This window comes from Thermoflexus hugenholtzii (assembly GCF_018771565.1).
GTDB lineage: Bacteria > Chloroflexota > Anaerolineae > Thermoflexales > Thermoflexaceae > Thermoflexus > Thermoflexus hugenholtzii_A.
Map to the genome: position 1 here is coordinate 2556466 of NZ_CP076326.1, position 26506 is coordinate 2582971.

General features: G+C 65.6%; 23 protein-coding genes, 1 tRNA gene and 1 pseudogene. 18 read left to right on the top strand and 7 right to left on the bottom strand.

The window, feature by feature from the left end; all coding sequences use genetic code 11:
* Positions 1 to 46: 46 nt before the first annotated feature.
* The 5 genes and pseudogenes from KNN16_RS11545 to KNN16_RS11565 all read right to left on the bottom strand — a co-directional run.
* A complete protein-coding gene (locus tag KNN16_RS11545; protein WP_299284392.1) occupies positions 47 to 229 on the bottom strand; it encodes a hypothetical protein in 183 nt (60 codons plus the stop codon).
* Between the two features lie 60 nt (positions 230 to 289).
* Positions 290 to 541 (bottom strand): hypothetical protein, encoded by a 252-nt coding sequence (locus tag KNN16_RS11550; RefSeq protein WP_303897065.1) that lies wholly within the window; start codon positions 539 to 541, stop codon positions 290 to 292.
* A 40-nt stretch (positions 542 to 581) separates the two neighbouring features.
* The gene (locus tag KNN16_RS11555) at positions 582 to 791 is read right to left on the bottom strand and encodes a heavy-metal-associated domain-containing protein (RefSeq protein WP_088570272.1); all 210 of its coding nucleotides are present in this window, start codon (positions 789 to 791) and stop codon (positions 582 to 584) included.
* Positions 792 to 806: 15 nt separating this feature from the next.
* A complete protein-coding gene (locus tag KNN16_RS11560; protein WP_299284399.1) occupies positions 807 to 1085 on the bottom strand; it encodes a metal-sensitive transcriptional regulator in 279 nt (92 codons plus the stop codon).
* Between the two features lie 295 nt (positions 1086 to 1380).
* Positions 1381 to 2095, bottom strand: a pseudogene (locus KNN16_RS11565) (IS5 family transposase); the annotation flags it as partial.
* Positions 2096 to 2349: 254 nt separating this feature from the next.
* On the opposite strand from KNN16_RS11565, the gene KNN16_RS11570 reads away from it, so the two are divergent.
* The 15 genes from KNN16_RS11570 to KNN16_RS11640 all read left to right on the top strand — a co-directional run bounded on the left by KNN16_RS11570 (position 2350) and on the right by KNN16_RS11640 (position 17932).
* Positions 2350 to 3315 carry a hypothetical protein gene (locus KNN16_RS11570; protein WP_303897068.1) on the top strand — a complete coding sequence of 322 codons (966 nt, stop codon included), beginning with the start codon at positions 2350 to 2352 and terminating at the stop codon, positions 3313 to 3315.
* Between the two features lie 1162 nt (positions 3316 to 4477).
* Positions 4478 to 5401: a WD40 repeat domain-containing protein gene (locus tag KNN16_RS11575; RefSeq protein WP_303897070.1), complete on the top strand. Its 924-nt coding sequence runs from the start codon at positions 4478 to 4480 to the stop codon at positions 5399 to 5401.
* 155 nt (positions 5402 to 5556) lie between these two features.
* Positions 5557 to 5928 carry a WD40 repeat domain-containing protein gene (locus KNN16_RS11580; RefSeq protein ID WP_303897072.1) on the top strand — a complete coding sequence of 124 codons (372 nt, stop codon included), beginning with the start codon at positions 5557 to 5559 and terminating at the stop codon, positions 5926 to 5928.
* A gap of 375 nt (positions 5929 to 6303) precedes the next feature.
* Positions 6304 to 6921, top strand: coding sequence for a hypothetical protein (locus tag KNN16_RS11585; RefSeq protein WP_303897074.1), 618 nt, complete (start codon positions 6304 to 6306; stop codon positions 6919 to 6921).
* A gap of 249 nt (positions 6922 to 7170) precedes the next feature.
* A complete protein-coding gene (locus KNN16_RS11590) occupies positions 7171 to 8028 on the top strand; it encodes a hypothetical protein (RefSeq protein ID WP_303897076.1) in 858 nt (285 codons plus the stop codon).
* Positions 8029 to 8406: 378 nt separating this feature from the next.
* Positions 8407 to 9138, top strand: a complete 732-nt coding sequence (locus tag KNN16_RS11595; RefSeq protein WP_303897077.1) for a response regulator transcription factor — start codon at positions 8407 to 8409, stop codon at positions 9136 to 9138.
* Positions 9139 to 9318: 180 nt separating this feature from the next.
* Entirely contained in the window at positions 9319 to 9675 is a 357-nt protein-coding gene (locus KNN16_RS11600) for a hypothetical protein (protein ID WP_303897079.1), read from the top strand.
* A gap of 10 nt (positions 9676 to 9685) precedes the next feature.
* Positions 9686 to 10594 carry a M23 family metallopeptidase gene (locus tag KNN16_RS11605; protein WP_303897081.1) on the top strand — a complete coding sequence of 303 codons (909 nt, stop codon included), beginning with the start codon at positions 9686 to 9688 and terminating at the stop codon, positions 10592 to 10594.
* 444 nt (positions 10595 to 11038) lie between these two features.
* On the top strand, positions 11039 to 11350 hold the full coding sequence (locus KNN16_RS11610) for a hypothetical protein (protein WP_303897083.1): 312 nt from the start codon (positions 11039 to 11041) through the stop codon (positions 11348 to 11350).
* Positions 11341 to 12342 carry a hypothetical protein gene (locus tag KNN16_RS11615; RefSeq protein WP_303897085.1) on the top strand — a complete coding sequence of 334 codons (1002 nt, stop codon included), beginning with the start codon at positions 11341 to 11343 and terminating at the stop codon, positions 12340 to 12342. Before KNN16_RS11610 ends, KNN16_RS11615 begins: the two co-directional genes overlap by 10 nt.
* A 336-nt stretch (positions 12343 to 12678) precedes the next feature.
* Positions 12679 to 13014, top strand: coding sequence for a hypothetical protein (locus KNN16_RS11620; protein WP_303897087.1), 336 nt, complete (start codon positions 12679 to 12681; stop codon positions 13012 to 13014).
* A 150-nt stretch (positions 13015 to 13164) separates the two neighbouring features.
* Positions 13165 to 13238: transfer RNA gene (locus tag KNN16_RS11625), tRNA-Val, on the top strand.
* A 393-nt stretch (positions 13239 to 13631) separates the two neighbouring features.
* The gene (thrS, locus tag KNN16_RS11630) at positions 13632 to 15422 is read left to right on the top strand and encodes a threonine--tRNA ligase (protein ID WP_303897089.1); all 1791 of its coding nucleotides are present in this window, start codon (positions 13632 to 13634) and stop codon (positions 15420 to 15422) included.
* Between the two features lie 22 nt (positions 15423 to 15444).
* Positions 15445 to 16596: a deoxyguanosinetriphosphate triphosphohydrolase gene (locus KNN16_RS11635; protein WP_299282905.1), complete on the top strand. Its 1152-nt coding sequence runs from the start codon at positions 15445 to 15447 to the stop codon at positions 16594 to 16596.
* Positions 16586 to 17932 (top strand): hypothetical protein, encoded by a 1347-nt coding sequence (locus KNN16_RS11640; RefSeq protein WP_303897092.1) that lies wholly within the window; start codon positions 16586 to 16588, stop codon positions 17930 to 17932. Before KNN16_RS11635 ends, KNN16_RS11640 begins: the two co-directional genes overlap by 11 nt.
* Positions 17933 to 17947: 15 nt before the next feature.
* Here the strand turns inward: KNN16_RS11640 and KNN16_RS11645 are convergent, their stop codons facing one another.
* Positions 17948 to 19393 (bottom strand): hypothetical protein, encoded by a 1446-nt coding sequence (locus KNN16_RS11645; RefSeq protein WP_303897094.1) that lies wholly within the window; start codon positions 19391 to 19393, stop codon positions 17948 to 17950.
* Positions 19394 to 19487: 94 nt separating this feature from the next.
* Positions 19488 to 21704: a WD40 repeat domain-containing protein gene (locus tag KNN16_RS11650; RefSeq protein WP_303897096.1), complete on the bottom strand. Its 2217-nt coding sequence runs from the start codon at positions 21702 to 21704 to the stop codon at positions 19488 to 19490.
* A gap of 255 nt (positions 21705 to 21959) precedes the next feature.
* Here KNN16_RS11650 and KNN16_RS11655 point away from each other — a divergent pair, with 255 nt between their 5' ends.
* From KNN16_RS11655 to KNN16_RS11665, 3 genes are all read left to right on the top strand, one after another.
* Complete coding sequence (locus KNN16_RS11655; RefSeq protein WP_299282915.1) at positions 21960 to 22268, top strand: HrpJ domain-containing protein; 309 nt, start codon at positions 21960 to 21962, stop codon at positions 22266 to 22268.
* Positions 22269 to 22502: 234 nt separating this feature from the next.
* Positions 22503 to 25676 carry a glycine cleavage system aminomethyltransferase GcvT gene (gene gcvT, locus KNN16_RS11660; RefSeq protein ID WP_303897099.1) on the top strand — a complete coding sequence of 1058 codons (3174 nt, stop codon included), beginning with the start codon at positions 22503 to 22505 and terminating at the stop codon, positions 25674 to 25676.
* Positions 25677 to 25688: 12 nt separating this feature from the next.
* Complete coding sequence (locus KNN16_RS11665; protein ID WP_303897101.1) at positions 25689 to 26477, top strand: DUF4058 family protein; 789 nt, start codon at positions 25689 to 25691, stop codon at positions 26475 to 26477.
* Positions 26478 to 26506 lie beyond the last annotated feature (29 nt).

Sequence of the window (26506 nt, forward strand, 5' to 3'; positions counted from 1 at the left end):
GTCCCGGCGCCACGCCCTTCGATCCATCGAAAGCCATCGATGGATTTCAGCGGGTCGCCCGGCGCAGGATCTCCTCCACCTGCTCCGGTGTCGTGTCGTGCCCGAAGCTGCGCCAGATCACGGTCCCCTGGCGGTCGAGGACCACCAGGCCGTGGGTGCCGGGCATCCCGAAGCGGCGCAGCAACGCCTGGCCCTCCCGGGTGTCCGCCCGCACCTCGAAGAACTCCACGTCCCCTTCCCAATGCGGTCGCAGCGCCTGCACGAGGCGCGTGTTGCGGGCGCACACCGGTCAGCCGGGCAGGACGAAGTTGTAGAGCGCGGCCCGGGGGCGCGGCGTCGGCGTCCCCGTCGCCGTCGGGGTCGGGGCGGGCGCCGGCGTCTCCGTCAGCGCGGGCGTCGGCGTCCCCGTCGGGGCGGGGGCGGCGGTCGGCGTCTCCCGCGGGAGCGTGGGGACGGGAGTGGGCGATCCCGCCATCCCGCCCGCGCACCCGACCAGCCCCAACCCCCCGATCATCCACAGCCATCGCCAGATCCTTCGCATCCGGGTCCCCTCTTCCTTCCGCCTCCTGGCCTCAGCAGGCTCAGGCGCCGGCGGGCGGGTAGCCGATCTCGTGAAGGACGGCCACGATCCGGTCCCAGGTGGCCGGCGGCTCGAAGGACACCGTCACCTGTCGCGTGGCCACGTCCCCGTGCACCTCCCGCACGCCCTCCAGGGCCTTCAGCTCACGGGCGATGGTCTGGACGCAGTGATGGCAGGAGATGTTCGGCGCCACGAAGGTCCGGGTCTCCATCGTTCACCTCCGGGATCAGATTTTCTGGGCGGCCTCGAAGACCTCCACGATCTCCTCCAGCACCCGCTCCCGCTCCTCGGGGTCCTCGCCGCGGATGGCGGTGGTGACGCAGGTGCGCAGGTGCTGGGCCAGCACCAGGTCGTTGACCTTCGCCAGGGCCCGCTGGACCGCCTGGATCTGGCGGATGATGTCGATGCAGTAGGCGTCCTCCTCCACCATCCGGGCGATCCCCTCCACATGCCCGGCGACGCTGCGCAGGCGCCGCAGGACCTCCGCCTTCGTCTTGGCCTCCATGGCCTCCTCCGGGCCGGATCCCCTCCCCCGGGGGGAGGGGTCTAAGGGAATCTTATCCCCGGGCGGCCTCCCTGTCAAATCCGAAGGGGCCATGAAGGGGATCGGTTGGCGATGCAAGGGGCGAGGACAGCGCAGGAAATCCAATCGATCCCGACAGCGGGGTCGCCCTTCTTCCCACGCCAGGGATCTACCAAATGCAGGTCGTTTATGTGTTCGATCCAGAAACGGGGAGTTCGCACTTCCTTAGTATTCCTTTCGGATTTTGACTCACAGTGGATTGCGGTCCGCGTGCAATATCCGCGCTCAATCGGCGATACTTCCCCAACCAGGCGAAGGTGCGTTCAACAATCCAGCGATAAGGAAGCACATGGAACCCTTTACTTTTCCCCTGGCGCCGCACAATTTCCAGCGAACCGCCGGCGTGTGGCTGGACCCATCTTACCAGCGAGCCGGCGTAGCCCCCATCGGCCCATATCCGGCGCAACCGGGGCCACGCCGCCCAGGCCTTCTTCAGAACCCACCGAGCACCCTCCCGATCGGGAATATCCGCCGCATGCACCACCGCCACCAGGACCAGGCCCAGGGTGTCCACCAGCAAATGCCGCTTCCGTCCTTTCACCTTCTTGCCGGCGTCATCGCCTCGAGGCCCCTTTTTCCGTCGTCTTGACCGATTGGCTATCCACAATGGCAGCTTCCGGCTCTTCCTGGCGACCTGATGCCACCCGAACCTGACGCCGCAGGGCGTCATGAATCCGTTGCCAGGTGCCATCCCGCCGCCACTGCCGAAAATCGTGATAAACCGTTTGCCAGGGGGGGAAGTCGTGGGGGAGCATCCGCCACGCGCCGCCGGTGCGCAGGACGTAGAAGATGGCATTCAGAATCTCGCGGTAGGAATGCACCCGAGGCCTTCCCCGCCGGGTGGAGGGCCTGGGCAGGAGCGGCTCGATGATCCGCCACTCCGCATCCGAGAGATCCGTGGGATAGGGTTTGCGTGTCCTTTGGGCCATCATAATTGAAAGTTCAACAGATGCCTTCGCTTCAGTCAAATATTAAGACACTCTCTTAAGTCCGCTCCTCGGAGCTGCCATCGCTGCTTTCACTCCCATCCAGGCCGGGATATGGGTGGGAGGGGGACTCGTGCTCCTGGGATATGGAAGTCTGCTCATCGTAGGGTGGATGAAGCAATCCTCTGGCCCCCTGGAGCCCATAGCGGTCATCGCCGTGCAAGTCCTCTGCGCCGGTTGGATATGGGCCGAGCCCGGCGGTGGCGCGCACCGTAGCCCGGGAGGTGAAAGCCCGCTGCGCTGGGCAGCTGGGAGCACGGAGTTTGCACGATCCTGAGATCCAGGCCCGGCTGGACCGCGTCCGCCCCGGCTGGCGCTGGGAGCCGATGCTCCTGGAGGTCGAGAGGGAGCGGGTGCGGGTCTTCGCGGGCCTTGGGATGCGGGCGCGCCTGGTGCAGGTTCTGGGCCCGGTGCGGGCGTTACGGGTGGCCCAGGCCGTCGCCCGGCACGGCGGGCCGGTGCTGGGCGTGGATTGGGGGAGACGCGATTTCCTCCGTCGCGCCACAGGCGCCCTGGCCGGATGGATCGCCCTCCGGGGCCTGGGCCGGCCCGTCCCAGCGGCCGCGGCTTCCCCCACACCCCCCACGGATAGCGAGGGGGAGCTGTGGGAAGGCTTCCTGCTGCTGCCCCCCGGCACCCCCATTCCTCGATGGGTCCAGCACACGCCAGCGCCGATCTTGTGCCAGACCGCAGACCCCCAGGCGGAGGCTGAACTGCGCGGCGATACCCACCCAATGGAGCCCCTGGAGGCCTGGCTCCCCCGCCCGAATTTCCCCCTCTATTCTCATTGGCCCACGCCGCCTCCCCCGGGCCTGGAGTTCCAGGGGGCCTGGGCTACGGTGTTCCGGAAATCAGGTGCCATCTTTTCGGTCTCGCTGGCTTTCGGGGAGCCGGGCGGCGAACCCAGGGTGCGTCTGGTGGCGCAGCCGTTTTATCCCCGTCCGTATCCGGTGTGGCCGGTCTATCGACCGGAGCGGCCGGAGGAGCCCATCTTTCCGGAGAAGGTGTCCTTCACCCCCCGGCCAGGGCTGCGGCTCCCCAGCGCCCAGGGACACCTAGTGCTCTGGATTCAACAAAATGTCCTATACCTTCTTATCGGCGAGCATGATTCCAAACTAGAATCTATCATTAAACTGTCAAAATCATTGAATGTTATTAATCCATGAAATGGAGGGGGCCATGCCTACTGTATATGTCTATGCACCGTTTACTGGACGAATCACGGGTCTTGATAATTACTGTAATGGAAGCCCTCACTATCCATGTCGAAACGCCCAACCTTATCAGGTATCACCCGTCGATATTGCGACATCTGGGAGTGTGCTAAAGATATATCTTTACCCAAGCCGAGTATCTGGAGTATATGTTTATATTCAAAGTCGCTGTTGCTGCTCTTACGCTAGTTCTTATGGAAGAACAATAATTGTTGATCTTTACTCAATAGAAGGGTGTTACGTGGGATCAGTCTGGTATGGGCATGTGGACCCCCTCCCATATGATGATCCAGACAAGCCCAAAGAGGTTCGGGAAGGCTGGAACCCCATCAATGGCCCTCTTCCGTTGGGTCGAACCACCCTGGGACAGTGTTGCGCTCCATGTGGCTGCTCATCCGGTTGCTGTTATACAGGTCCTCATGTGCACATGGAAAGAACAGGTGGAGCTCGCCTTTCTCTTTACTGTGGGCAAATTGTCAGCGGCGGTCAGACTCCTATTTATTCGATTATTCGACACCCTGCCATGCACAAAGGGCCCCATAGGAGGAGAAGATACAGCGATGCGCAGGATGTGGAATATGCTTCTCGGGCTCATTGGGATCGGTATATGGGGGATCGCTGCCTGTGAATACCGCGCTATCCCCCCGGTCGTGCCTTCTCCTTCCCTACCGGCCCAGGGAGGAGTCCGGACTCCCGAGCTGGGGAAGAGCCCCCTGCCTCCTCCTTCCCCGACCCGGGAGGCCCTCACGGTATTTCCGGGGTTCGGCCTGGAACAGGTGATCGGAAAGGGCATCCTGCGGGAGATCGCCTGGAGCTCCAGGGGATCCCCGCTGATCGTGGGGACTACCGTTAGCCTGGAGGGCATCGCTCCCCAGACCGGAGCCGTGATATGGCGACAGACCCTCCCGGCTCGGCTGAAGGCCCTGGCCATTTCTCCGGATGGCCACTGGCTGGCCGCCCTGGTGGGAGGAGATCTGTGGCTGTGGGCCCACCTGGAAGAAAACCCCCAGCGAATCCGGGTCCTCCCCAGGACGATCGATCCCGGCTTCGAATCCCCACCCTGGCCTTCTCACCGGACGGCCGCCAGCTGGCCTGGATTCCCTCGAAATCTGAAGTGCGCCGGATCCGCCTCCCCGAAGGTGAAGAGCTCGAGCCGATCCCCTCATATGAGGCCGGATGGCTCGCCTTCGCTCCGGATGGGAAGACACTGATCCTGGCAGGTCCCACCCGGGGAGAATGGCGGCGGATCCAGGACGGCTCCCTGATTCACCAGACGGAATGGCCTCTCCCGCCCGGAGAGATTGCCCGGACCTTCGCCCTTTCCCCGGACGGCGCGTGGCTCGCGGTTGGGATCGCCAAGGAGGTATATCTCTATTCCGGGGGCGAGGGATCGCTTGGGCGGCAGCTTTCCATCAGCGGTCGAGGAGCCATCCGCCATCTGATCTTCTCGCCGGACAGCCGGTGGCTGGCCGTGGGCACCGACGGGGGAACCGTGCAGGTCTGGGAGCAGGTTGGGATGCGTTTCCACCTCCGATGGCAAAGTGAGGTGTCCGAAAGCGCTATCGTCGGGCTAACCTTCGATCCGGAGGGCTTGCGGCTGGCCATCGCTTCCTCGGGGGGCACTGTGGAGATCCGACGCCTCCCAGAAGGGACGCAGGAGGGTCGCTGGGAGGGATATCTGGAGCCAGTGCTGGACCTGGCCTTTGGGAAGGATCAGCTGTGGATCGCCACCTACAGCCAGCGACCCATCGATACCCCTCAGTGGATTGTATCCCTCTGGAGGGTCACCGGCCATGGGGTCCAACGCGTGCAGCGCCTGAATCTATCTGCGGAGCCTATGGCCGCTCTGTCCCTCTCTCCCGATGGCCGCTGGGCGCTGGCCCCCGATCCCCACCCAACGGGAGCGGCTGGATGGGGGATCTGGCGGACGGCGGATGGAACGCGCACGCTCTGGATCCCCGGGGGAGGAGGTGGGGCTGCCTTCTCGCCAGATGGGAAGATCCTCGCCCTGAGCGATTCGGGGGCGGCTTCCGGCTGATCCGCCACAACGATGAACAGATCATCCGTCATCTGGGATGGCTTTCCGACCCCCCTGTTTTGGTGACTTTCTCACCGGATGGAACCTGGGTGGCTGCCTCCGATGGCCGGGAGATTGGGATCTGGCAGGTCTCCACGGGAGCCAGGCGGCCGCCCGTGAGGTCGACGACCGGGATGGCCGTTGAAGCCCTCGCGCTGTCAGACGGGGGTGAATGGCTGGCGGTGGCGGAGCGCGGGCTTCCTGGCACCTGGATCGCTTTATATGCAACCGCCACCGGACAGCCGGTTGCCTGCTGGCCAGCGGGCTCCGAGGCGGTGCTTCGCCTGACTTTCGGGCCGGGGAACACCTGGCTGGCCTCCGGCACCGGGGATGGAGGGATACGGATCTGGCGGGTGCCGGATGGAGCGCTCCTTCAGTCTCTGAACGGACACACAGATGCCATCGTGGCCCTGAAGCTTTCACCGGATGGACAGACCCTGGCTTCCGGCTCCATCGATGGAACCGTGCGCTTATGGTCCCTGCGTTGAATTCGCCAGAGATACTTGTCCGTAATGCAGAGGCCCGAGAACCAGCTCCGGCGGAACCGGGTGAAGCGGTGCCCCGCCCCTGGGCACCTTGCACCCTGTGGATCCGGGGGTTCCATCTGTCTTTGCCCCTCCTTAGGGGAACCCCAGCCCGCGCCGGCGGGACAGAATCGAAATCGATTCTCAAAGGAAAGGGAGAATCGCCGGAAGGTTTGCCCCTTCCACCGGCCCCATCCACCGCTGGCTCCAATCTATCCGGGCCACCGACCCCTGTCCCCCCACGATCGGGACAGACCGATCCCTCATCGATGGGGACCATGAGAACGACGCAATGGGATAAGCTTCAAATAGAGACAGATCTCCCGCAGGCGGCGAGCAATGCGGATCCAGGAGATACTTGGACGAATCGTTCTGGCTGTTCTCTTGAGTGCGTCCACCGGAAAGTGGACGGAGATTGTCTATGCACAAACAGAGCCCCCCTCTGCTGAAGCCACGCCCCAATCCGAATCCAATACAACAACCGTACTGGATCCTCAACTGGGCCCATCATTTCCCGGCATGGTTCCCGGAGCAGGTGGATATAAGGTGTTCGAACCGGGAGCAATCCGGCGAATGCCGATTCGGGCGCTTAGGGCGTCCGAAGCAGCCTCACTCTCGATCGACCCCATGGCCCTTTATCGTAGTGGATATACGGACGCCTGGATTCACTGGGAACCCGCGGGATTCGGGCATTATGGCTCACATACAAGCGATTCCGATCTCTTCGAGCAGCAAATTTGGGTGGATGGCTTCCTCCGACCGCTCTCCCAGCCGTCCAGCTGGTGGTCGCAGTGCCAGGATCATCGTTCAGGGCATCGCGCCACCTGCACCACGTATTTCTGGTATCCGGTTTTTTGTCGCAACATCTACGCCGAATCTTTCCATCATTTCCATACAGATGGTTACGCCGATGATGATTTCAAAACCAGCGACACGGCGACTGGATGCGGCTTTTAGCGGCTTTTTCCATCAGCCCGGCGACTGGTAAGAAAGCCCGGATTCTGCATAAGAGGATCCGAGATGAAGATGCGCTTGAAGCAGCAAGTGGCTATCCTGGTGGGAAGCGTCATATTTATATTTATAAGCCTCGGATGTCGCCATTCGCCAGCGGATCGGCCGCTTCCTCCGGGTGAGATCCCGGGTATGATTGTCCACGAAACGCAGCGGCCGATTGTGGATTGGGGGATCCCGACTCGTGGAGCTGGTTTGGGGTTCGTCTGGCCGGAGCATCGGCATCTGCCCCCGCTTCAAAGGCCGCAGACCGAGGAGATCTTTCTATCCCCTGGTCAGCCCTTCGCCCCGTATCTGATCCTCCATGCGGGGCAACCCATCACCATGCTGGTAACCGCCATCCTGGACTATCAGCAGATTCCCTTTGAGCTCAATGGAAAATATGGGGCGCTTCATCTGATTCCCTTGCTGCCGGGGGGAGATGTGGAGCTGCCCATGCATATCGATGTTCCCGGGGAAGGATTGCATGATCTGATCGTCATCGCCTTCCTGGATCCCCTGGATTTCTCCACCGATCCGGTCGAGCGCCTTTCTATGTATGCGAGGCTGGTCGGCCGGCGAGCTCGAATCCGTGTGGGCTCGAGCAACCGCCCTGCACGGGAGATGCGCCCCATCCTCCACGGGGCCCCCGTCCCTCGAGAAGTGACCCTTAGCCTCGGCGTCGCGCTCGTTCGCCCCCCTCGATGGCCCTGGGATCATCCCTCTCGACCTGGAGGACAACTGACTGTGGTCGATGGAAAAACGGGCAAGCCGCTGCCGATCGCCATCTGGGCATCTAACCTGAAAGGAGAGAAGGGGGCGGACTACGCCATGATCCTTTTCTTCAATTTCCGGCAAATTCCCTTTCGTGGCCTCCAGGCGTGGACGATCCATCTGGATCCGGATACCGAAGCGATCCTGACCGGGGAGGTCATCCTTCCCTCCACCCCTGGGATCTACCAGATGCAGGTCGTTTATGTGTTCGATCCCTACCGTTCGATCCGGGAACGGGAAGTTCGTGCCCCCTTCGTATTCGGCTCGCAGCGGATCGCGATCCGGGCGCAGGATCCGTGAACCGGCAATCCCCCCCTGGTTGTGTCTTTCGCAACGTTCCCCCTCGCGGCTTCGCCCCGATCTGCCCGGATGCCCCCCAACCCCAGGGCGAGTTGGCGGGTATATCTATACGGAGACAAAACGCGCCGAGGATTCCCCACGGCCTGGCGCCCACAGGCCGTCGCTCAACGGCTTGACCCTCCGACCTCCAGGCCGGGGGTCCGCTGGCCAGCGGCTGTCTCACCCATCCCCCTGTGGAAATCCACAGGGTGGGGACCGGGAATTTCCACAGTGACAAGGTCCTCCAAGGCGGCTATCCTGAAAGCGAGGGGCGAAGCGGGCAGGCTCCCCCCTGGATCTGTGAGAATGGATCGCACGGCATCCACGGGAGATGCAGAGATGATCGGTCTGGTGGATCCAGACCCCCTTCATCAGATGGCCTGGCGGTCATGGTTCGCCGCCCATGGCTTCCCCCTCGCCTGGATCGCCTCTACCGCTGCCGATGCCCGGCGCGCCCTGAACGGCCATCCCACCGCTTTCCTGCTGATCCGCTTCGACCTCCCCGACGAGAGCGGCGCCCGCCTCCTCCATTCGATCCGACCTGCCCTTCCGAGCCTCCGCGCTCTCCTTCTCGTCCACACCGCTCATCCTGCCGTTGAAGCCCTGGCATACCGCGCCGGGGCGCTTGGCTGTCTGGGTTGGGCATCGTCCTGCGATCAGATGCTCCACGCCCTTCCCCATGCCCTGAAGGGCCGCCCCCTCTGGACGCTGGAGACTGTCTACCGTGTTGAAGACTGGTGGCGCACATGGGGAGCTCCCTGGGCCGCTCTCAGCCCACGTCAGCGTCGGATCGCCTGGGCGGCCGCCCACGGGTTGAGCGATAAGGAAATCGCTCGCTGGCTGGGATGCTCGAAGGAAACCGTGCGCACCCACCTGAGCCGGGCCCTTGAGCGCTTGGGGCGAGCCGACCGGGTAGATCTGGCCCGCTGGCTGTTCCGGGGCGGTCTGCGGGACCCGCGCTGCGCCGCCCTGCTGGATCTGGAGCCAATGCCCGATGAGCGCACCCTTCTGGAAGCCATCGAGCCGGACTGGATTGAATCACCCCCCATCCTCAGCCCAACCGCAGGATGAACTTCATAAGAAACTTTACGGCTCACCCCCCATTCATACCTGTCGCATGGCGCCCTTCGGGCTATTTCATCTCATCCCTCTATGATGGGGACAGATTGGTCCCCCATCGCAGGGAACCACAGAGTGAATAAGACGTGGCAAACTTTTCCCAGCCCTAAGGATTTCCCACAGGAGGTTCTCATGCGAAGCACTCAACTGTTATGCGCCCTACTGATCATCGCGCTCAACGCTGGAGTGAGCAGGGCGATGGCTCAGGACGCGAAGCCCCTTGTGGGGAGCAAGGAGAACCCTGCCTATCAGAATGAGGTGCTCGGCGTCTCCCTGCGGGCCCTTCCGCCGGAAACGCGCGTCGTGGAAGATCAGTATCTCTCTGACGCCTTCGGCTTCACCCTCGTGGCTCCGGATGGACGGATGGTCCTGCGGGTGGCATGGCGCCATCGCGATCCACCGGACCGGATGGAGCAGCGAGCTCAGGAACTGGCCCGAGGATTCCCAGGCCTGAATCTGCACCCACAGCCAGTCTCTGTGGATTCCTAACCGGGGAGTAATGGTTGCCAATGCGCCAGGCATGGATCCCAGCCTTTATGTCTACCTGGCCGCCTACGGCAGGCTCTACGAAATCATTTGCCCCCAGCCGGACGGGAATCGCCAGGGGTGTGAAACCCTGCTGTCCCTGATCGCCTTTGGTCCAGCCAGCCGCTCGCTGGAAGAACTTCACCGGATCCGGGCTGAGGATGCCCTCTACGAGAAGCCGCCGGTTCTGGGATCTCCTCGACCGAAGAGTCCGATAGGGATTGAGATCCTGAAGGAAAAGGAAAAAGTCCTCCACTCCGGAGGAAATGGGGCCTTCTCCGTGGAACCTCTGGCCGCACCGGGTTGCGCCGATTGGCCGACCTGGAAATTCCTCCAAACGCCCTGGGCTTCCACGGCTAACGGGCCCGGCACGCCCTGGCCTCAGGGATGGTCCCAGGCAGGCCCCTCCTACTACGGGGAGGGCTTACATCAATACTGCAATCGGACAAATGGCCTGAATGACTACCACGCCCTGGATTTTCCTTTGAAGGAATGGGATATTGTTTATCCCCCCGCACCGGGACGCGTCCTCTATGCGGGCTGGGCCGGGGGTGGCTGGGCCCCGTTAGGGCGTGTGGTCATTGTGGATTTGGGGAACGGCTACTGGAGTATGGCGGCCCACCTGCGCAGCATCAACGTATCCGCTGGGCAGGATGTGGGGATCAGCACGGTGATCGGTTTTGCCGGCCGCAGTGGTAATTATCAGGACGGCTACTGGCCCTCCAATCACCTCCATCAAGGCCTTTACCTGAACGCTCAACTATATCGGCCGTATGGCGGCATCTACGGCGGCCAGAGCGTAGAACCCCGCCACATGCGATACTTCGGCAACGGAGGAGGGTATTACGAGACCATCGGGCGATACCAGTGGATGAGCTGGTAGGAGGAGAGGATGATGAGGCCTCCTATATGGGGTGTTGCAACCCTGTTGCTGGTCATCGGTGCGAGTGGGTGCGCGCCAGGGAGGGGAATTACCCCCTCCCCGTCCTTCTCTCCAGGCGCCGAAACCCGATGGGCCCCGCAGGCCATAACGCCCTCTTCGTCTGCCACAACGACTTCAGAGGCCGTAGAAGGGACACCCACTCCGCCTTTTACCTTTACGCCTCCTGTGGCCGTTGAGGGGAAGCCCACTCCACCGGGAGGGAAGAAGCCCTGGACGCCGCCTCCCACCTTCACGCTTCCCCCTCCACGGACCTCGTGGCAGGTTTACGAGTTACCGGAGGCGGGGATCCGCCTTCAGGTTCCAAGCGAATGGAAAGTTTTTCGGCAGCCGGGCGCCTACCGGGTCGTGGTCACCGGCGAAGGCGAGTATTATGAAGAACGGGTTATGGTGACTTTCTGCTGCGTGGAGTTACCCCGGACGTTGCCGGAGTTCCAGGAGGCCATCGGTCCTTACTGGCGAACCCTCCATGCCGAGAACTTTGTGGTGAAGCCTCTTCAAGGGAAAGGATGGCAGGGGGTGGCCGTCTGGCATCTCCCCAACACCTGTCTGGATGTATACATCCCCTCGCCGGAAATCGTGCGGCAGATCACATTCTGGCCCATTCTCTGCGAGCCGGACGGGGAACACCTGGTGCCCCTGGGACAGAAAATCCTGGATTCGATAGAGATTTTCCCGCCCAGCGGGGAGTGGAAATAACTTCCCGGAAGTGGGACCAGGCCCAATCCCACCGGGCGCTAAGAGCCGATGCTCCTGGAGATCGAGAAGGAACAGGTGCATGTCTTCACCGGGCTCGCGATTCTGCAACATCTTCTAATTTCATTCAATGGAGTTATTTTTATGATTTAGGTTGTCAAAGAGGTCGCTCCATCTTTTCTAATCAAGATTTGATTGTTATTATTGATTATGGATATCCAGTTTATTTGCAAGGAGTTTATGGGGTTTGTTTACTAATTAGTCACGAATTTATATCTATTTCTCAGATTTATGAAACATTTAAGGGTTTTCTAACCGGCTTCTATATTTGTGCGCCTGATAATGCACATTTGACGCTTGCAATCGGTATTAATAATTCCGGTTCAGGAGTTACGAGAGAGCATGGTTCTCAATGGGCACAACTGATCAACGAACTAAATAATTGGATTCAGAGCCCTCCAAGCTGGGCCTCTAAATTGATAGTGTGGGGATCGATCGATGCTGAACCCGCCTTTGGAGATCCCTCCTCAACACGGGCATGGGTAGAGGGTTATGATGCAATGAATGCTCCTAACTCTTTGTTGTTGAATTTTGGCTCATGCGATGGCTGCCCTTATGCAGGTTGCCCTGCATGTACTCCATCCAATGGATGGACATTGGAGGATATCTGGTATATCTCATGGGGAGCACCGCCTGCTTATCCTATGCCAGAGATCTATCGGTCGGACGGAGTGAACGCCGATCAATGGCATCGCATCGCGCTCCACGGCCTCCAAGCGCATGGGGTTTTAATCCGATTTCGAGGCACCCTTACTCAATGGAACGCCTGTGAGGAGAACCGCCGCTGGGATCCTGAGGCCTGTATTCTCCCGAATGGAGTTCGAACCGATAACCGCCCGGAGGTAGGATACTTACAACTCTATCAAGCCCTGAATCAGGATACCCGAACGGCCCAAACCATGCCATGGTCTTCAGATATTAGTTGGGAGAAGTGAATGAATCGCATAAAATTCCGGTTTTATCGCGGTATTTTTGTGTTTATAGTTGCTTGCTATGGGCTTTCTTCTTGTATTCTATGGGAAGGGGTTCGTGAGTCACCGTTGCCCTTTCCACAGACTGCCACCTTTGAGACGGCACGAGAAGCCGCATGGCATCAATTCCTGACCAAGGAAGCAGGCAATCGGCATGGGACGCTTCCGCCCTCTGAGCAAACCCCTCCGTGGCAGCGTCCGACCCCCTCCCCGGGGCCTCTGCGATTCCCAACTCCAGAGGGAACCCCAGCGGGGGCCGGTCGTATTCTCCCCTATATCCCCCAACCTCCGGTGAAGGACATGGTGGTGGTGAACGGATGGTCGGAATGGTTAGAGGGAGGACGGGTGCGAATGGACGTCCTGGCCGGAGCGCTCCCCGGCCCGGGAGGCGAGCCCACTGCGCAGGGGGTGCTGGAGGTCTGGGTTTGGGAAAGCACACCGGAGGGCATTCGACCACGCGAGGCGCAGCGCTTCCTGGCCCCAATTCCAGCAGGACCTTTGCGAATCCGGACCGCCGTGGGCGAACGCTTGATCCTGGACACGCCGTCCGGCATCGTGTTCTATTTCGACGTACCAACACGTCGCTTCGTCCCCTCCTCTCTGACCCTCAGCCCTCTGCCCTCACCCACCCCGTAGTACAGGCAGGTCAGAGCTTCCCGGTTTTTCGAAGGCGAGACGGACACAGGGGACGAGGATCGGTCCCTCACCGATGGGTTCCGGAGGATCCACGCCGAGCTCGGGGCTCTTGTGAGTGGGGAGAGTTCCTGCTATAATTTGGGCAGGCGTGGGCGGTTAGCTCAGGTGGTGAGAGCGCCGTGTTGACAACGCGGAGGTCAGAGGTTCGAGTCCTCTACCGCCCATCCGCCGGGCGCCCGCCCCTTCGGGGGCGGGCCTTTGCCTTCTCCGAGGCGGGGAGGCTCGGGTGGCCCCCCGCTCGACCAACCCGACGAAGGGGACACGTCCTTCCGATCCCGTCACGCCAGAGCGCGGGCCCCGCCGGCTGAGAGGGCCCGTCGTGGCGGCCGGGAGGATACCACCCCGGAGGGGCCGCCCCGATCCGGCGCGGCCGGGGTAGGGGCGGACGGCTGGCCCCCGTTAACGGGCCCGGAGGGCGGCCGCGCCGGGGGCGCGGCCGAAATGGGGTGGAACCGCGGGAGGCCCGCGCCTCTCGTCCCGATGGGGCGGGAGGCGCGTTTTGTTTCCAGACCCTCCGCCCTTCGCGCTGCGCCAGGCGGAGAAGAGAGGAGGACCGGATGCCGCAGAAGAAGATCGTGCCCTATCAGGACACATGGCTGTATCGGATCCGCCACTCCTGCGCCCACATCATGGCCCAGGCGGTCCTGGAGATGTTCCCCGAGGGCAAGCTGGGGATCGGGCCGCCCATCGAGGACGGCTTCTACTACGATTTCGATCTGCCCCGCCCCCTGACGCCGGAGGACCTGGAGCGGATCGAGGCGCGGATGCGGGAGATCATCGCCGGGGACCACCCCTTCATCCGCCGGGAGGTCACCCCGGAGGAGGCCCGCGCGCTGTTCCAGGATCAGCCCTACAAGCTGGAGCTCATCGAGGACATCCTGCAGCGCGGCACCGACGAATACGGCAACCCGCTCCCGCCCGGCCAGCGGCCCGTCCTCACCACCTACCGGCACGACACCTTTGAGGACCTGTGCCGGGGGCCGCACGTGGAGCGCACCGGCCAGATCCACCCCGGCGCCTTCAAGCTGCTCCACGTGGCCGGGGCCTACTGGCGGGGCGACGAGCGCCGGCCCATGCTCCAGCGCATCTACGGGACGGCCTGGGAGACGCCGGAGCAGCTGGAGCAGTATCTCTGGCGGCTGGAGGAGGCGAAAAAGCGCGACCACCGGCGCCTGGGCCGGGAGCTGGATCTCTTCTCCTTCCACGAGATCGCGCCGGGCGCCCCCTTCTGGCACCCGAAGGGGATGGTGATCTTCCGCGAGCTGGAGCGCCTCTGGCGGGAGGAGCACGACCGCCGGGGCTACCAGGAGATCTCCACCCCCATCCTGGTCCACCGCAAGCTCTGGGAGCAGTCCGGCCACTGGGAGCACTACAAGGAGAACATGTTCCTGCTGGAGGTGGAGGGGCAGGAGTTCTCCCTCAAGCCCATGAACTGCCCGGAGTCCACGATCATCTATCGTTCCCGCCTGCGCTCCTACCGGGACCTGCCGCTGCGGCTGAACGAGATCGGGCGGCTGCACCGCTTCGAGCGCTCGGGGACCCTCCACGGGATGCTGCGGGTGCGGCAGATCACCATGGACGACGCCCACATCTACTGCCGGCCCGATCAGATCCTGGAGGAGATCGACGGCGTCCTGGACCTGATCTACAGCTTCTACCGCATCTTCGACTTCGAGCCGGAGTTCTTCCTGAGCACGAAGCCCCCCAAGGCCATGGGGGATCCGAAGCTGTGGGAGATCGCCGAGGAGGCCCTGCGCCAGGCCCTGGAGCGCCGGGGCATCGAATACGGCCTGAAGGAAGGCGAGGGCGCCTTCTACGGGCCCAAGATCGACGTCCAGGTGAAGGACGCCATCGGCCGCGACTGGCAGCTGGCCACGGTGCAGCTGGACTTCCAGATGCCGGAGCGGTTCGGGCTGGAGTATATGGATCGGGACGGGACGCCCAAGCGGCCGGTGATGATCCATCGGGCCATCTTCGGCTCCTTCGAGCGCTTCATCGGCATCCTCACCGAGCACTACGCCGGCGCCTTCCCGGTCTGGCTGGCCCCGGTCCAGGCCGTGGTCATCCCCATCACCGACCGCCACGTCCCTTACGCCCAGGAGGTCGGGGCGAAGCTGCGGGCGGCCGGCCTGCGGGTCGAGGTGGACGACCGGAGCGAGCGGATGCAGGCCAAGATCCGCGACGCCCAGCTTCAGAAGGTCCCCTACATGCTGATCGTGGGGGATCGGGAGCAGGCAGCGGGCACGGTGGCCGTGCGCCTGCGGACCGGGGAGGATCTGGGGGCGATGGGCCTGGAGGCCTTCCTGGGCCGGGCCATGGAGGTCATCCGCAGCCGGCGCGGGCTGTGAGCGCTCGGGGAGGGTCGCGGCGATGCGCACCCGCAGGGATCTGGAAGCGCTGGAGGATCAGATCCTCGCCCCCTACGGCCAGCGCAGTCGGCTCAGCCGGGGGCGCCGCTACCCGGAGCCCGAGCACGCCTACCGCACCGCCTTCCAGCGGGATCGCGACCGTATCCTTCACACCACCGCCTTCCGCCGGCTGAAGCACAAAACCCAGGTCTTCATCGTCACCGAGGGCGACTACTACCGCACCCGCCTCACCCACACCCTGGAGGTGGCCCAGATCGGCCGCACCATCGCCCGGGCCCTGGGGGTCAACGAGGACCTGGTGGAGGCCATCTGCCTGGCCCACGATCTGGGCCACCCTCCCTTCGGCCACGCCGGGGAGCAGACCCTGGACCGCCTGATGCGGGAGCACGGGGGCTTCGAGCACAACGCCCAGTCCTACCGCATCGTGACCCACCTCGAACGGCGCTACCCCGAGTTCCGCGGCCTGAACCTCACTTATGAGGTGCTGGAGGGGCTGGTCAAGCACGAGACGGAATACGATCATCCCATGATCCGCGACTTCGAGCCCCACCGCCGCCCCACCCTGGAGGGCCAGATCGCCAACGTCGCCGACGAGCTGGCCTACACCGCCCACGACCTGGACGACGGGCTGCGGGCGGCGCTGATCCGGCCCGAGGACCTGGAGGGCCTGGCCTTCTGGGAGGAGCTCAAGCGATCCATCGGCTGGGACGGCCGGGGGTTCAGCGACCTGATCCGCTACCGGCTGGTGCGCCGCCTCATCGGCCTGATGGTCACCGACGTGATCACCGCCACCGACCAGCGCCTGCAGGCCGTTCAACCCCGCTCCCCGGACGAGGTCCGCGATCACCCGCATCCCCTCGTCGGCTTCTCCGACGAGATGGCCGCGAAGGTCCGGGAGCTCAAGGCGTTCCTCTACCGTCGCCTCTACCGGCATCCCCACGTGGTGCGCATGCAGGCCAAGGCGGAGCGGATCCTCGAAGCCCTCTTCCGGGCGTATATCCAGGAGCCCGAACAGCTCCCCTACTGGGTCCAGGAGCGCATCCGGGAGGAAGGGGATCTGCACCGCGTGGTCTGCGACTACATCGCCGGGATGACGGACCGCTTCGCCCTGGAGGAATACCGCCGCCTGTATGAGGTGACGGATGTGCTGTAACCGGCATGGCCGCGCCGGCTTCCTTCTCGCCCTTCTCCTGCTGGCCGCCGCGCCGCCGGATCCCCGGTTCGGGGTGGTGGAGTCGCCGGAGGCGCCGGAGCGGGCCGCGGAGCTGGGCGTCGCCTGGACCCGGGTGCGCTTCGCCTGGCATGAGATCCAGCCGAACGGCCCGCAGGACTGGAACCCACCGTGGCCGGCGGAGCGCCTGGAGGCGGAGCGTCGGGCCGGGCGGGAGATCGTCGCCCTGGTGCTGGGGACCCCCCGGTGGGCCCAGGCCGACCCGAAGATCCCGGGCGTCCCGAGAGGCCTCTACGAAGAGGAGAGCCGCCCGGAGAACCTGTGGGCTGCCTTCCTGCGGCGCCTGGCCACTACGTATCCCTACATCCGCACCTGGATCATCTGGAACGAGCCGGACATCTGGGATCCCGCTTATCCTGGCTACACCTGGGGCGGCAGCGAGGCGGACTTCGTCCGCCTGGTGCGGGTGGCCTACCGCACCCTTAAGGGGCTGAACCGGGAGAACCGGGTGCTGCTCGGCGCCTTCACCTACTGGTGGGACGCGGTCTACGGCCGCCGGCCTTACTTCGAGCGGTTCCTGGAGGCCCTGGCTCAGGATCCGGAGGCGCCCCGCTACAACCGGTATTTCGATGGGCTGTGCGTGAACCTTTACTTCAACCCGGACAGCATCTACGACCTGATCCGCTGGCATCACGAGCGGATGCAGGCCCACGGCTTCGACAAGCCCATCTGGCTCACCGAGACCAACGCCGCGCCCTCGGAGGACCCGACGTGGCCGGTGACCCGCCCGATGTTCCGGGTCACCCTGGAGGAGCAGGCCGCCTTCATCGGCCAGGCCGTCGCCCTGGCCTTCGCCGCCGGGGCCGAACGGGTGGCGGTCTACAAGCTGATCGACAACCCCACGGATCACTTCGCCAACCCCGAGCCCTTCGGGCTGGTCCGGGAGGATGGCACGCCCCGGCCCGCCTTCCAGGCTTACCGCGTGGCCATCCGACTCCTGGGCCGGCTCCGCGATGCGGCGCGGGTCCGCCACGACACGGTGGCCGTGGTGGAGGTGGAGCGGGCCGACGCTTCAGTCCGCGTCGCCTGGTCCCGCGTCCCGGCTCCCCAAACGGTGATCTTAGCGCGGCGGGGGAGCCTCCGCCTGGCCGTCGACGGCCTGGGGCGCCCGGTTCCGGTCGAGGGGCTCCCGACAGGCTACCGGGTTCTCCTGCCGGGGGCCCGATGCGCCCAGCGCCTGGGAGGCGCCTGCATGATCGGCGGGATGCCCGTTTACATCGTGGAGTCGGTTCCTCCCTCCGCCCGCCTGCCCCGCTGAGCGCCCCCGCCGCCCTCATCGGCCGGAGGCGGGCGGGGACCACACGTCCAGGAAGTTCCCCCAGTCCAGATGGCCGTAATACCCGAACCAGTCCCCGCGGGGATCCAGCGCCTCCACGACCCCGCACGGGGTTCCGCCCGCCGCGGGGATCGCCCACAGCGAGGCTCGATCCCAGCGGTCCAGGCGGACGAACAGGATCCACTCGCCGGCCCAGCGGGGATATTCGTCCCGATAAGCTGGGTCGTCGGTCAGCTGCCGCCACTGCGGCTCATCGGCGACATCCACCACAAATAGACGTCGCTGGAGCAGCCCCTGGCGGGCATCCTCGCCGCCCATCAGATCCCCCCGGTCCGGCATGGCCACGAACGCGATCCGCGTTCCATCCGCCGACCAGGCGGGGGAAGAGACGGCGAGGAGCGGGGGGGACAGCGCCTGGCCCTCCCCGGTGCGGGCGGAGAGCAGGTGGAGCCGCTTGTTGGTCCACGCGCCCCGATATCCTCCCACCACCACCGCGATGCGATCCCCGCCTGTGGGCGAGGGCGCGAGGAAATCCTCATAAGCCAGCATGGGTTCCACCGTCAGCGAGCGGGAGGGCCCTCCTCGCGCCGGGAGGAGACGCAAGGGAACGCCATCCGCGAGGATTGAGCCGGAGAACATGGGATCCACCCAATAGAGCAGGGCCTGGCCGTCGGGCGTCCATCCGGCCAGGAGGAGGCCATAGGCGGAAGGACGGCCGGCGTGGAGGAGCTCCTGAGGAGGTCCTCCCTCCGCTCGGACGCGGCCCAGGAAAGCGTAACGCGCCCCGGGCTGCCCGGTGTAGAGATCTTTCTCCCCTTCCAGAACCCTCAACCCCGAATAGGCGATCCACCGGCCGTCCGGGCTCCAGGCGATCCGGCTCACCCCCGTTCCCGCGGGGAGCAGCGTTCGCGGCGTCCCCCCGGGGGAGAGCCCCATCAGGGCCCCGTCCGCCGTCCGCACGGCCAGCCGATCCTCCTTCGGGGACCAGCGGAAATCGGTGCCGGGAAGGCGCTGGAGGAGGCGTCCCTGCGCATCGAAGATCTGGATCTCGGCTTCCTGGGCCAGAGCGGCCAGCCAGCGACCGGAGGGGGACCAGCGGGGCATGCGCATCCCGCCGCCGGCGGTCAGCCGGAGGGGAGCGCCCTCCGGGAGCTCCCGGATCCATAGATCCCCGTCCCGGACGAAGGCGAGCCGGCCGGCCGGCCCCTCGGTCCCCCGGCAGGCCCATCCCGCCGGCAAGGGGGGCGGGGTCGGGGTGGACGTTGCCGTCGGGGTAGGCGCTCGATGCCGTTGCAGCTCAGGCTCCGGCGAAGCCACCGCCGCCGGCGTTTGTGGAACGCTTGGGGAAGGAGAAGGGGAAGGCGGAGGCGTCTCCGCCCTCCCCCGGCAGGCCCAGGTGATCAGGGTCACCAGCAGGATGAAAAAGCCCCGCTTCGCCCACATCGAGGTCCTCCTCTCATCGTTCAACCCATCGACTCGCTTCCTGGCCGCCCGGCATTGGAAGCGTGCCGTCACCTCGGGGCGCCACGCGCCCCCATCATCCGCCCGGTCGTCCGGCGGGCTCCATCACCGGCCAAGCCCGGAGGGCACCATCGCTTCCCAGCAAGAGCAACCATCGGCCGTCCGGGGACCACAGGATCTCGGCGATGTCGCTGCCGTGATGAAGGTGTGCGAGGCGCTCCCCGGTCCTTCCATCGATCACCTCCACCGCGCGTCCGATGTCAGGCTCGCCTCGCGCTCCTGAGGTCTGGACGATGAGCATGCGGCTCAGATCGAAGACCTCCGAGCCGGTCCGGGGGAAGCGACGGGAGCTTCGCTCCCCGGTTTCGACGTCCCGGATCGACAGCTCGGAGGTCCCGGGCAGGACGGTCACCAGGCGCCGGGCGTCAAGCCATCCCACCAGCTCGTGCTCGGCCAGGCGGAGCGTCTCGGCACCGCTGCGCCGATCGATCACCCGCACCGCGCTGGCCCCTGCCTCTAGGGACGGCATCTCCTCCACCGCCACCCGTTCTCCATCCGGGCTGAAGGCGACGAGCGGCCGGGCGTAGGTCGTGCGAACGGAAACGCTCCGGCCCACGGGTTCCCAGCGTCCCTCAGATCCCCGGCGCCAGATCTGGATCAGACCGGGCTCCAGGCTCGAGCTTCCGCTGGCGACCCCGCTGGCAGCGGCCAGGGCCTGGCCGTCCGGGGCCCAGACCACGAGATGGATCTCCTGCCCCGATGGGAAGCCTTCCAGCACCGCCTCCTCCGTGCCCTCCGGGAGGCGCACGACGCGCACCCGTGCCCCGTCCCCATAAGCGAGCATCCGCCCGTCCGCAGAGAAGGCGGCCCCTTGCGGACCCCGTCGGCCGCCCGGCAGGACACGCCGGAGCTGGCCGGTCTCGAGCTCCAGCAGATGGCTGATGTCCTCCTCCGGGTTGGCGACCAGGACCAGGGCGCCATCCGGGCTGAGGACCGGGTGACGCCACGGCGGGTTCAGGCGACGGACCGGCGTGGCGGAGGGGGCTACTGCCCAGATCGCCGCGCCACCGTGGCGCAAATTCGCCGCCACATAGCGCCCATCCAGGGACATCATCAGCGGCGGCATCCCATCCTCCGTGGACAGCCGTCCCAGGGTTTCCTCCGCTCCCTGCGCGTAGCGCCATGCCGTGAGGATCCCGTCTTCATACAGGATGCGCAGCGTATCGTCTGCGAAGGCCCCGGCGAGGGGCTCTGGATCCCCGGGGCCCACCGGCCGCGCCCCCAGGCGACGACCGGAGCCCAGCGCCCAAACCTGAGTGGGCATCGGCGGCGGGGGCGCGCCGCTTCCCAACCCGTGGGAGCCCAGAGCAGCCAGCCGCTCTCCCGAGGCGTCATAGAAGAGGGCCTCGCGGGGGACGTCCAGGGCCGGAAAGCCGCTCACCGGATCCCCTCGCAGGCGAGCCACCACCTGCCCGCTGGAGCCATCCAGAAGTAGCACCCCCTGAGAGGCTGGAACCGCCAGCTGTCGCCCGTCCGGGGACCAGGCGAGGGTCCAGGCGGAGAGGCATTGCTCGCCGACCCTCAGGGCCCAGCGGACCGCGCCGCTCTGAACGTCGAGGAAGCGTGGGCAGGGGGGCTGTAGTGCGGCGAGCAACACGCCCCGTCCATCTCCGGACCAGTAGGGTGAAGGGAGGATGCTGGGGGAGATCCGGGAATCCGGCACCTCCCGGACCGTCCCGGTCTCCCAGTGGATCAGGGTGATGGGATCCCCTCGATAGGGCCCGATGCACTGGACTGCGGTCCACTCTCCGTCCGGCGACCAGTCCAGGCCGCACCACTGAGCGTTCGGCGCCAGAGGGGTGAGGAAGCGGGCGCTCCCATCGGCCAGGGAAAGCCGGACGACGGCTCCGCTCTCCAGCACCGCAGCCGCCCACCGCCCGCGCGGATCGATCCCCATGGCCCGCAGCGGGGCGGGGAGGGGCGCGAACCATTCCTCCCGAAGATCCGGGATGTGGACGCGGGAGACGCCCACGCTCCAGCCCAGGATCAGAGACTGAGCGTCGGGGGTGAAGCGCGCGGCCCGCAATCCGCCGCGTCCGATCCACACAGGTTCCCCGAACCGGATCCGAACCGTAGGAGCAGGAGAGGGAACCGGAGAAGGAGTGTGGGACGGCTCAGGCGTCCGGGTCTCCGTCAGGGATGGGGAAGGAGGCGAAGGCGGCGCCCTGCAACCGGAAAGCAGGATGAGGATGAAGAGAAAGCGCCCCCACCACGCGGTCCGGAAGCTCGCCATCTTGGCCCTCCTCCCGTGAAACAGGCTTTCCACACGGTTTGCTGGCTCTATTTTAGCGTTTATGGAAGTTTCGGTCTCTCCGCATCCATGGATCCGGGCGAGGCCGGGTGTGTCCCAATCTGGTCGGGCCTGGCCGCTTTGCAGGACAACTGCGAGCAGTTGTCCTACGATTTTGTGGGCCCGGGAGAGTTGGCTGCTTGCGCGGATCAGGACAAAATGGAAGGGACCTTTCGATCCGCTTGAGGAGGAGATGCGGTGAGCGAATCCGGATCCTCCCTTTCGCCGGAGGAGCTCCGGCGTCTGGCGGAGCGGTTGAGAGAGCTCTCGGAGGACGAGCGGGCGCTGTTGCTGGCCCTGGCGGAGCTGGATCAGGAGACGGGCGTCCCGCTGTCCCCGGAGATGCGGGAGCTCCTCCAGGCCCTGGCGGCCTCCCTCCGAAGCTATGATCCCGAGGAGATCCGCGCCGCCATCCGCCGCGTGGTCCGAAGCCCATCCCAGCACCCCTCCGGATCGTGGCCCGGCGAGCTGCGCCGCCTTCTGCGCCATCACCTGAAAGGACGTTAGTTGCGCTTCCCCGGACGGAGCGGGGGCGGCCCCGGAGCCATCGCCCACTCACGAGCCCGCTGAGCCGTTCCGGCATGGGGCGCCTCCCGGGAAAGTTTTTTCCCATTCGATATACCCGCTCATCCCCCAAAAGGTGGGGGGGCCAGTCCTCTGTCCGCCCGCCTTGACGCGCCCTTTTCCCCTCACTAAGATAAAAGCGAACCACCCCTTGTGAGATCAGCGAAGGAGAAGCCCATGTCGGATTTCCTGTTCCGGGGTTCACTGGCGGAAGTGGATCCGGACGTGGCCGCCCTGATCCGCTACGAGCATGAGCGCCAGATCCGCAAGCTCATCCTCATCCCCTCCGAGTCCTATGCTCCGGCGGCCGTCCGCGAGGCCCTGGGCTCCGTGTTCCAGAACCTCTACGCCGAAGGCTACCCCCACGAGCGCACTCGGACCCAGACGGAAGCCGAGCTGCTGGATTACGAGGACCAGCTGGGGTTCTACCGGCGATACAGCGACCAGCGGTATTACAAGGGCGTGGAATACGCGGACATCGTGGAGGCCCTGGCCCGGCGGCGCTGCGCCGAAGCCTTCGCCACCCCGGAGATCCCTCCCGAGCGCATCTTCGTCAACGTCCAGCCCCTCTCCGGCGCCCCGGCCAACAACGCCGTCTACGAAGCCCTCCTCCAGCCAGGGGATACGGTGATGGGCATGTCCCTCGTCCACGGCGGCCACCTCACCCACGGCTCGCCGGTCAACCGCTCGGGCAAGCACTACCGCATCGTCTGGTATACGGTGGACCCCCAGACGGAGCGCCTGGATTACGATCAGATCCGTGAGCTGGCCCGGCAACACCGGCCGAAGATGATCATCGCCGGCTACACCTCCTACCCCTGGGCGCCGGACTGGAAGCGCTTCCGGGAGATCGCCGATGAGGTGGGGGCGTATCTGCTGGCCGACATCGCCCACACCGCCGGGATGGTCATCGCCGGGGCCTATCCGAACCCCCTGGGTTATGCCCACGTGATCACCTTCACCACCCACAAGACCATCATGGGCCCCCGCGGGGCCTGCATCCTGACCACGGACCCGGACCTGGCGAAGAAGATCGATCGCGCGGTCTTCCCGGGGGAGCAGGGCGGACCCCATGTGAACGTCTTCGCCGCCCTGGCGGTGGCCTTCAAGCTGGCCCGCACCCCTCAGTTCCGCGAGCTGCAGCATCAGATCGTGCGCAACGCCCAGGCCATGGCCCGGCGCCTGGCTGAGCGCGGCCTCCGCATCCCCTACGGCGGCACCAACACCCACCTGCTCCTGGTGGACTGCAAGTCGGTGCGCGGCCCGGATGGGACGCCGCTCATGGGCGACCCGGCGGCCCGGGTGCTGGACCTGGCCGGGATCGTGGTCAACCGCAACACCATCCCCGGCGACACGGGGGCGGGGGCCGCCAGCGGCATTCGCCTGGGGACCCCCTGGATCACCCAGCGGGGGTTCCGGGAGCCGGAGGTCGAGGCCCTGGCGGACATCATCGCCGACGTGCTGTGGGCCTGCAAGCCCCACCGCTACTACGTGGGCCGGGACCTGGTCTACCGGACCAAGGTAGAGTTCGACGTCCTGGAGGAGGCGAAACTGCGAGTCGCCGAGCTCGCCGCCCGGGCCGGGGCGGATGTGGAGCTCCCCCGAAGCGGCTACCCTCATTACTGGTTCATCACCGATCGCCTCCCTGCCGCGGATGGGATGGCGGTGCTGGAGATCCGGGGCGACCGGGCGGCCGAGTTCCTGGACGCGGCCCTCACCCAGCGGGCGGTCGGGCTCCCGGTCGGCGAGGGAGCGCCCACTTTCCTGATGGAGGCCGACGGCCGGATCATGAGCCCGGCCTACGTGATCCGCGACGCGCCCGACGATTTCCGGCTGGTGGTGCCCGAGGAGCGGGCCGGGCGCGTTGCCGCATGGCTGCGGGATCTTTCGGACGGCTACGTCCGTTTCGATGAGGACATCTGGGCCAAGCTCCCCGGCCCTCTGCGGGTGCGGGAGATCCCGGCGGAGGACCCCCGGGCCGTCTCAGCCCGGGCCCAGGCCCGGTTCCCGACGGACCTGAGCGACGAGGCCGCCGTGGCCATCCACAAGCCCTTCTTCATCGGCCATCGGGCCGTCGATGCGGCCCACCGCCATCGCCTGACGCCGTTGCCGGTGTTCTCCTACACCGAGCCCGAGGGGGCGCCCCTCAAGCGAACGACCCTCTATGAGCTCCATCGGGAGCTGGGCGCGAAGATGATCCCCTTCGCCGGCTGGGAGATGCCGGTCTGGTATACCAGCGTGAGCGAGGAACACCGGGCGGTCCGCACCGCCGCCGGCCTCTTCGACGTCTCCCACATGGGCGTGCTGGAGGTCCAGGGGCCCGGCGCCCGGGCTTTCCTGGAGCGGGTGACCACCAACGACGTGATGGCCCTGCGGGTCGGGGAATCCCAGTATACCTACCTGCTGGACCCCGAGGGCCGCGTGCTGGACGATCTGATCATCTACGCTCTGGCGCCGGACCGCTACATGCTGGTGGTCAACGCGGCCAACAACGATCGAGACTGGGCCTGGCTGAACGCCGTGGCGCGAGGGGAGGTTCAGATCGATCGGGAGCGCCCCTGGGCGATGCTCACCGATGAGGTGATCCTGCGGGATCTCCGGGATCGCCGCTGGGGCGAGGATTGTCGCGTGGACATCGCCCTTCAGGGCCCCCAGTCCCTGAAGATCCTCCAGTCCCTGGCCGATGGCCGGACCGGGGAGCGCCTGGCGGCGCTGCAGCGGGGGCAGGTCCTGCGCGCGGAGATCCAGGGCTTCGACCTCATCATCTCCCGCACCGGCTACACCGGTGAGCGCATCGGTTATGAGCTGTTCGTCCATCCGGACCGGGCGCCGGCCCTCTTCGAGCGCTTGCTGGACGCCGGCAAGCCCTTCGGTCTTCGGCCGTGCGGCCTGGGGGCTCGCGACAGCACTCGCACCGAGGCCGGCCTCCCGCTCTACGGGCACGAGCTGGCCGGCCCCTTCGATCTCACCCCCGGCGACGCCGGCTTCGCCTCCTTCGTCAAGCTCTACAAGCCGTTCTTCATCGGGCGGAAGGCCTACATGGCCCGTGAGGCGAAGCGGACGATGGAGGTGGTGCGCTTCCGGATCTCCGAGAAGGGGGTCCGGCTGCCGAAGCTGGGAGACGCGGTGGTGGATCGGCGGGGGCGGGTGATCGGCTACGTCACCAGCTGCGCGATGGACTCGGAGGGCCTCCTCACCGGCATGGCCTGGATCGAGCGGAGCCATCAGGCGGAGGGGACATCCATCGGGATCATTGTGGGAAGCGGGAGCCTGCCCGAGCGGCCGAAGATCGGCGATCGGTTGACCGTGCCGATCCCCGCTCAGGTGGTGAGCCGTTTCATGAGCCGCTGAGGAGACGGTCGGATGCCTTCGCCGTTCCCGGGCATGGACCCGTATCTCGAGCATCCGGCCCTGTGGCCGGGGCTTCACAGCCGGCTGATCGTGGGGCTGGCCGATGATCTGGGGCCGATCCTGCGCCCCCGTTACTACGTGGAGGTGGAGGAGCGGGTGTATCTCCTCACCCCGGAAGGCGGCGCCCACCCCTTCTCGGCCCGGCCTGATGTGGCGGTTGCGGCCCCCTCGGGTTTACCGTCCTCCCCCGGGTCGATCCCCATCCCGGCCGGCGGGGCCCGCGTGGTGGAGCTCCCGATGCCGGAGGAAGTGCGCGAACGCTACCTCGTGGTGCGGGAGACGGGAACCCATCAGGTGGTGACCTGGGTGGAGATCCTCTCCCCGGCCAACAAGGCCCCCGGGGAGGGCCGACGGGTTTACCTCCAAAAGCGGGAGGAAATCCTTCGCAGCCGGACCCACCTGGTGGAGATCGATTTGCTGCGGGCGGGGGAGCCGATGCCGGTGATGGGGGACGGACGGGACGGCCATTACCGCATCCTGATCAGCCGCTGGGAGCAGCGCCCCCGCGCCCTCCTCTACGTCTTCACCGTCCGCGACCCCATCCCCACCTTCCGCCTCCCCCTCCTCCCCGGCGACGAGGAGCCGGAGGTGGACCTAGGGCGCCTGCTTCAAACCATCTATGAACGGGCGGCTTACGATCTGCGGGTTCGCTATGAAGAGGAGCCCGTCCCGCCCCTCGACCCCCCCTTCGCCGAATGGGCCGCCGCCCTGCTCCGGGAGAGGGGACTGCGGACCCGCTGACCGCCGGGAAACGCCTGAAGGGGGATGGA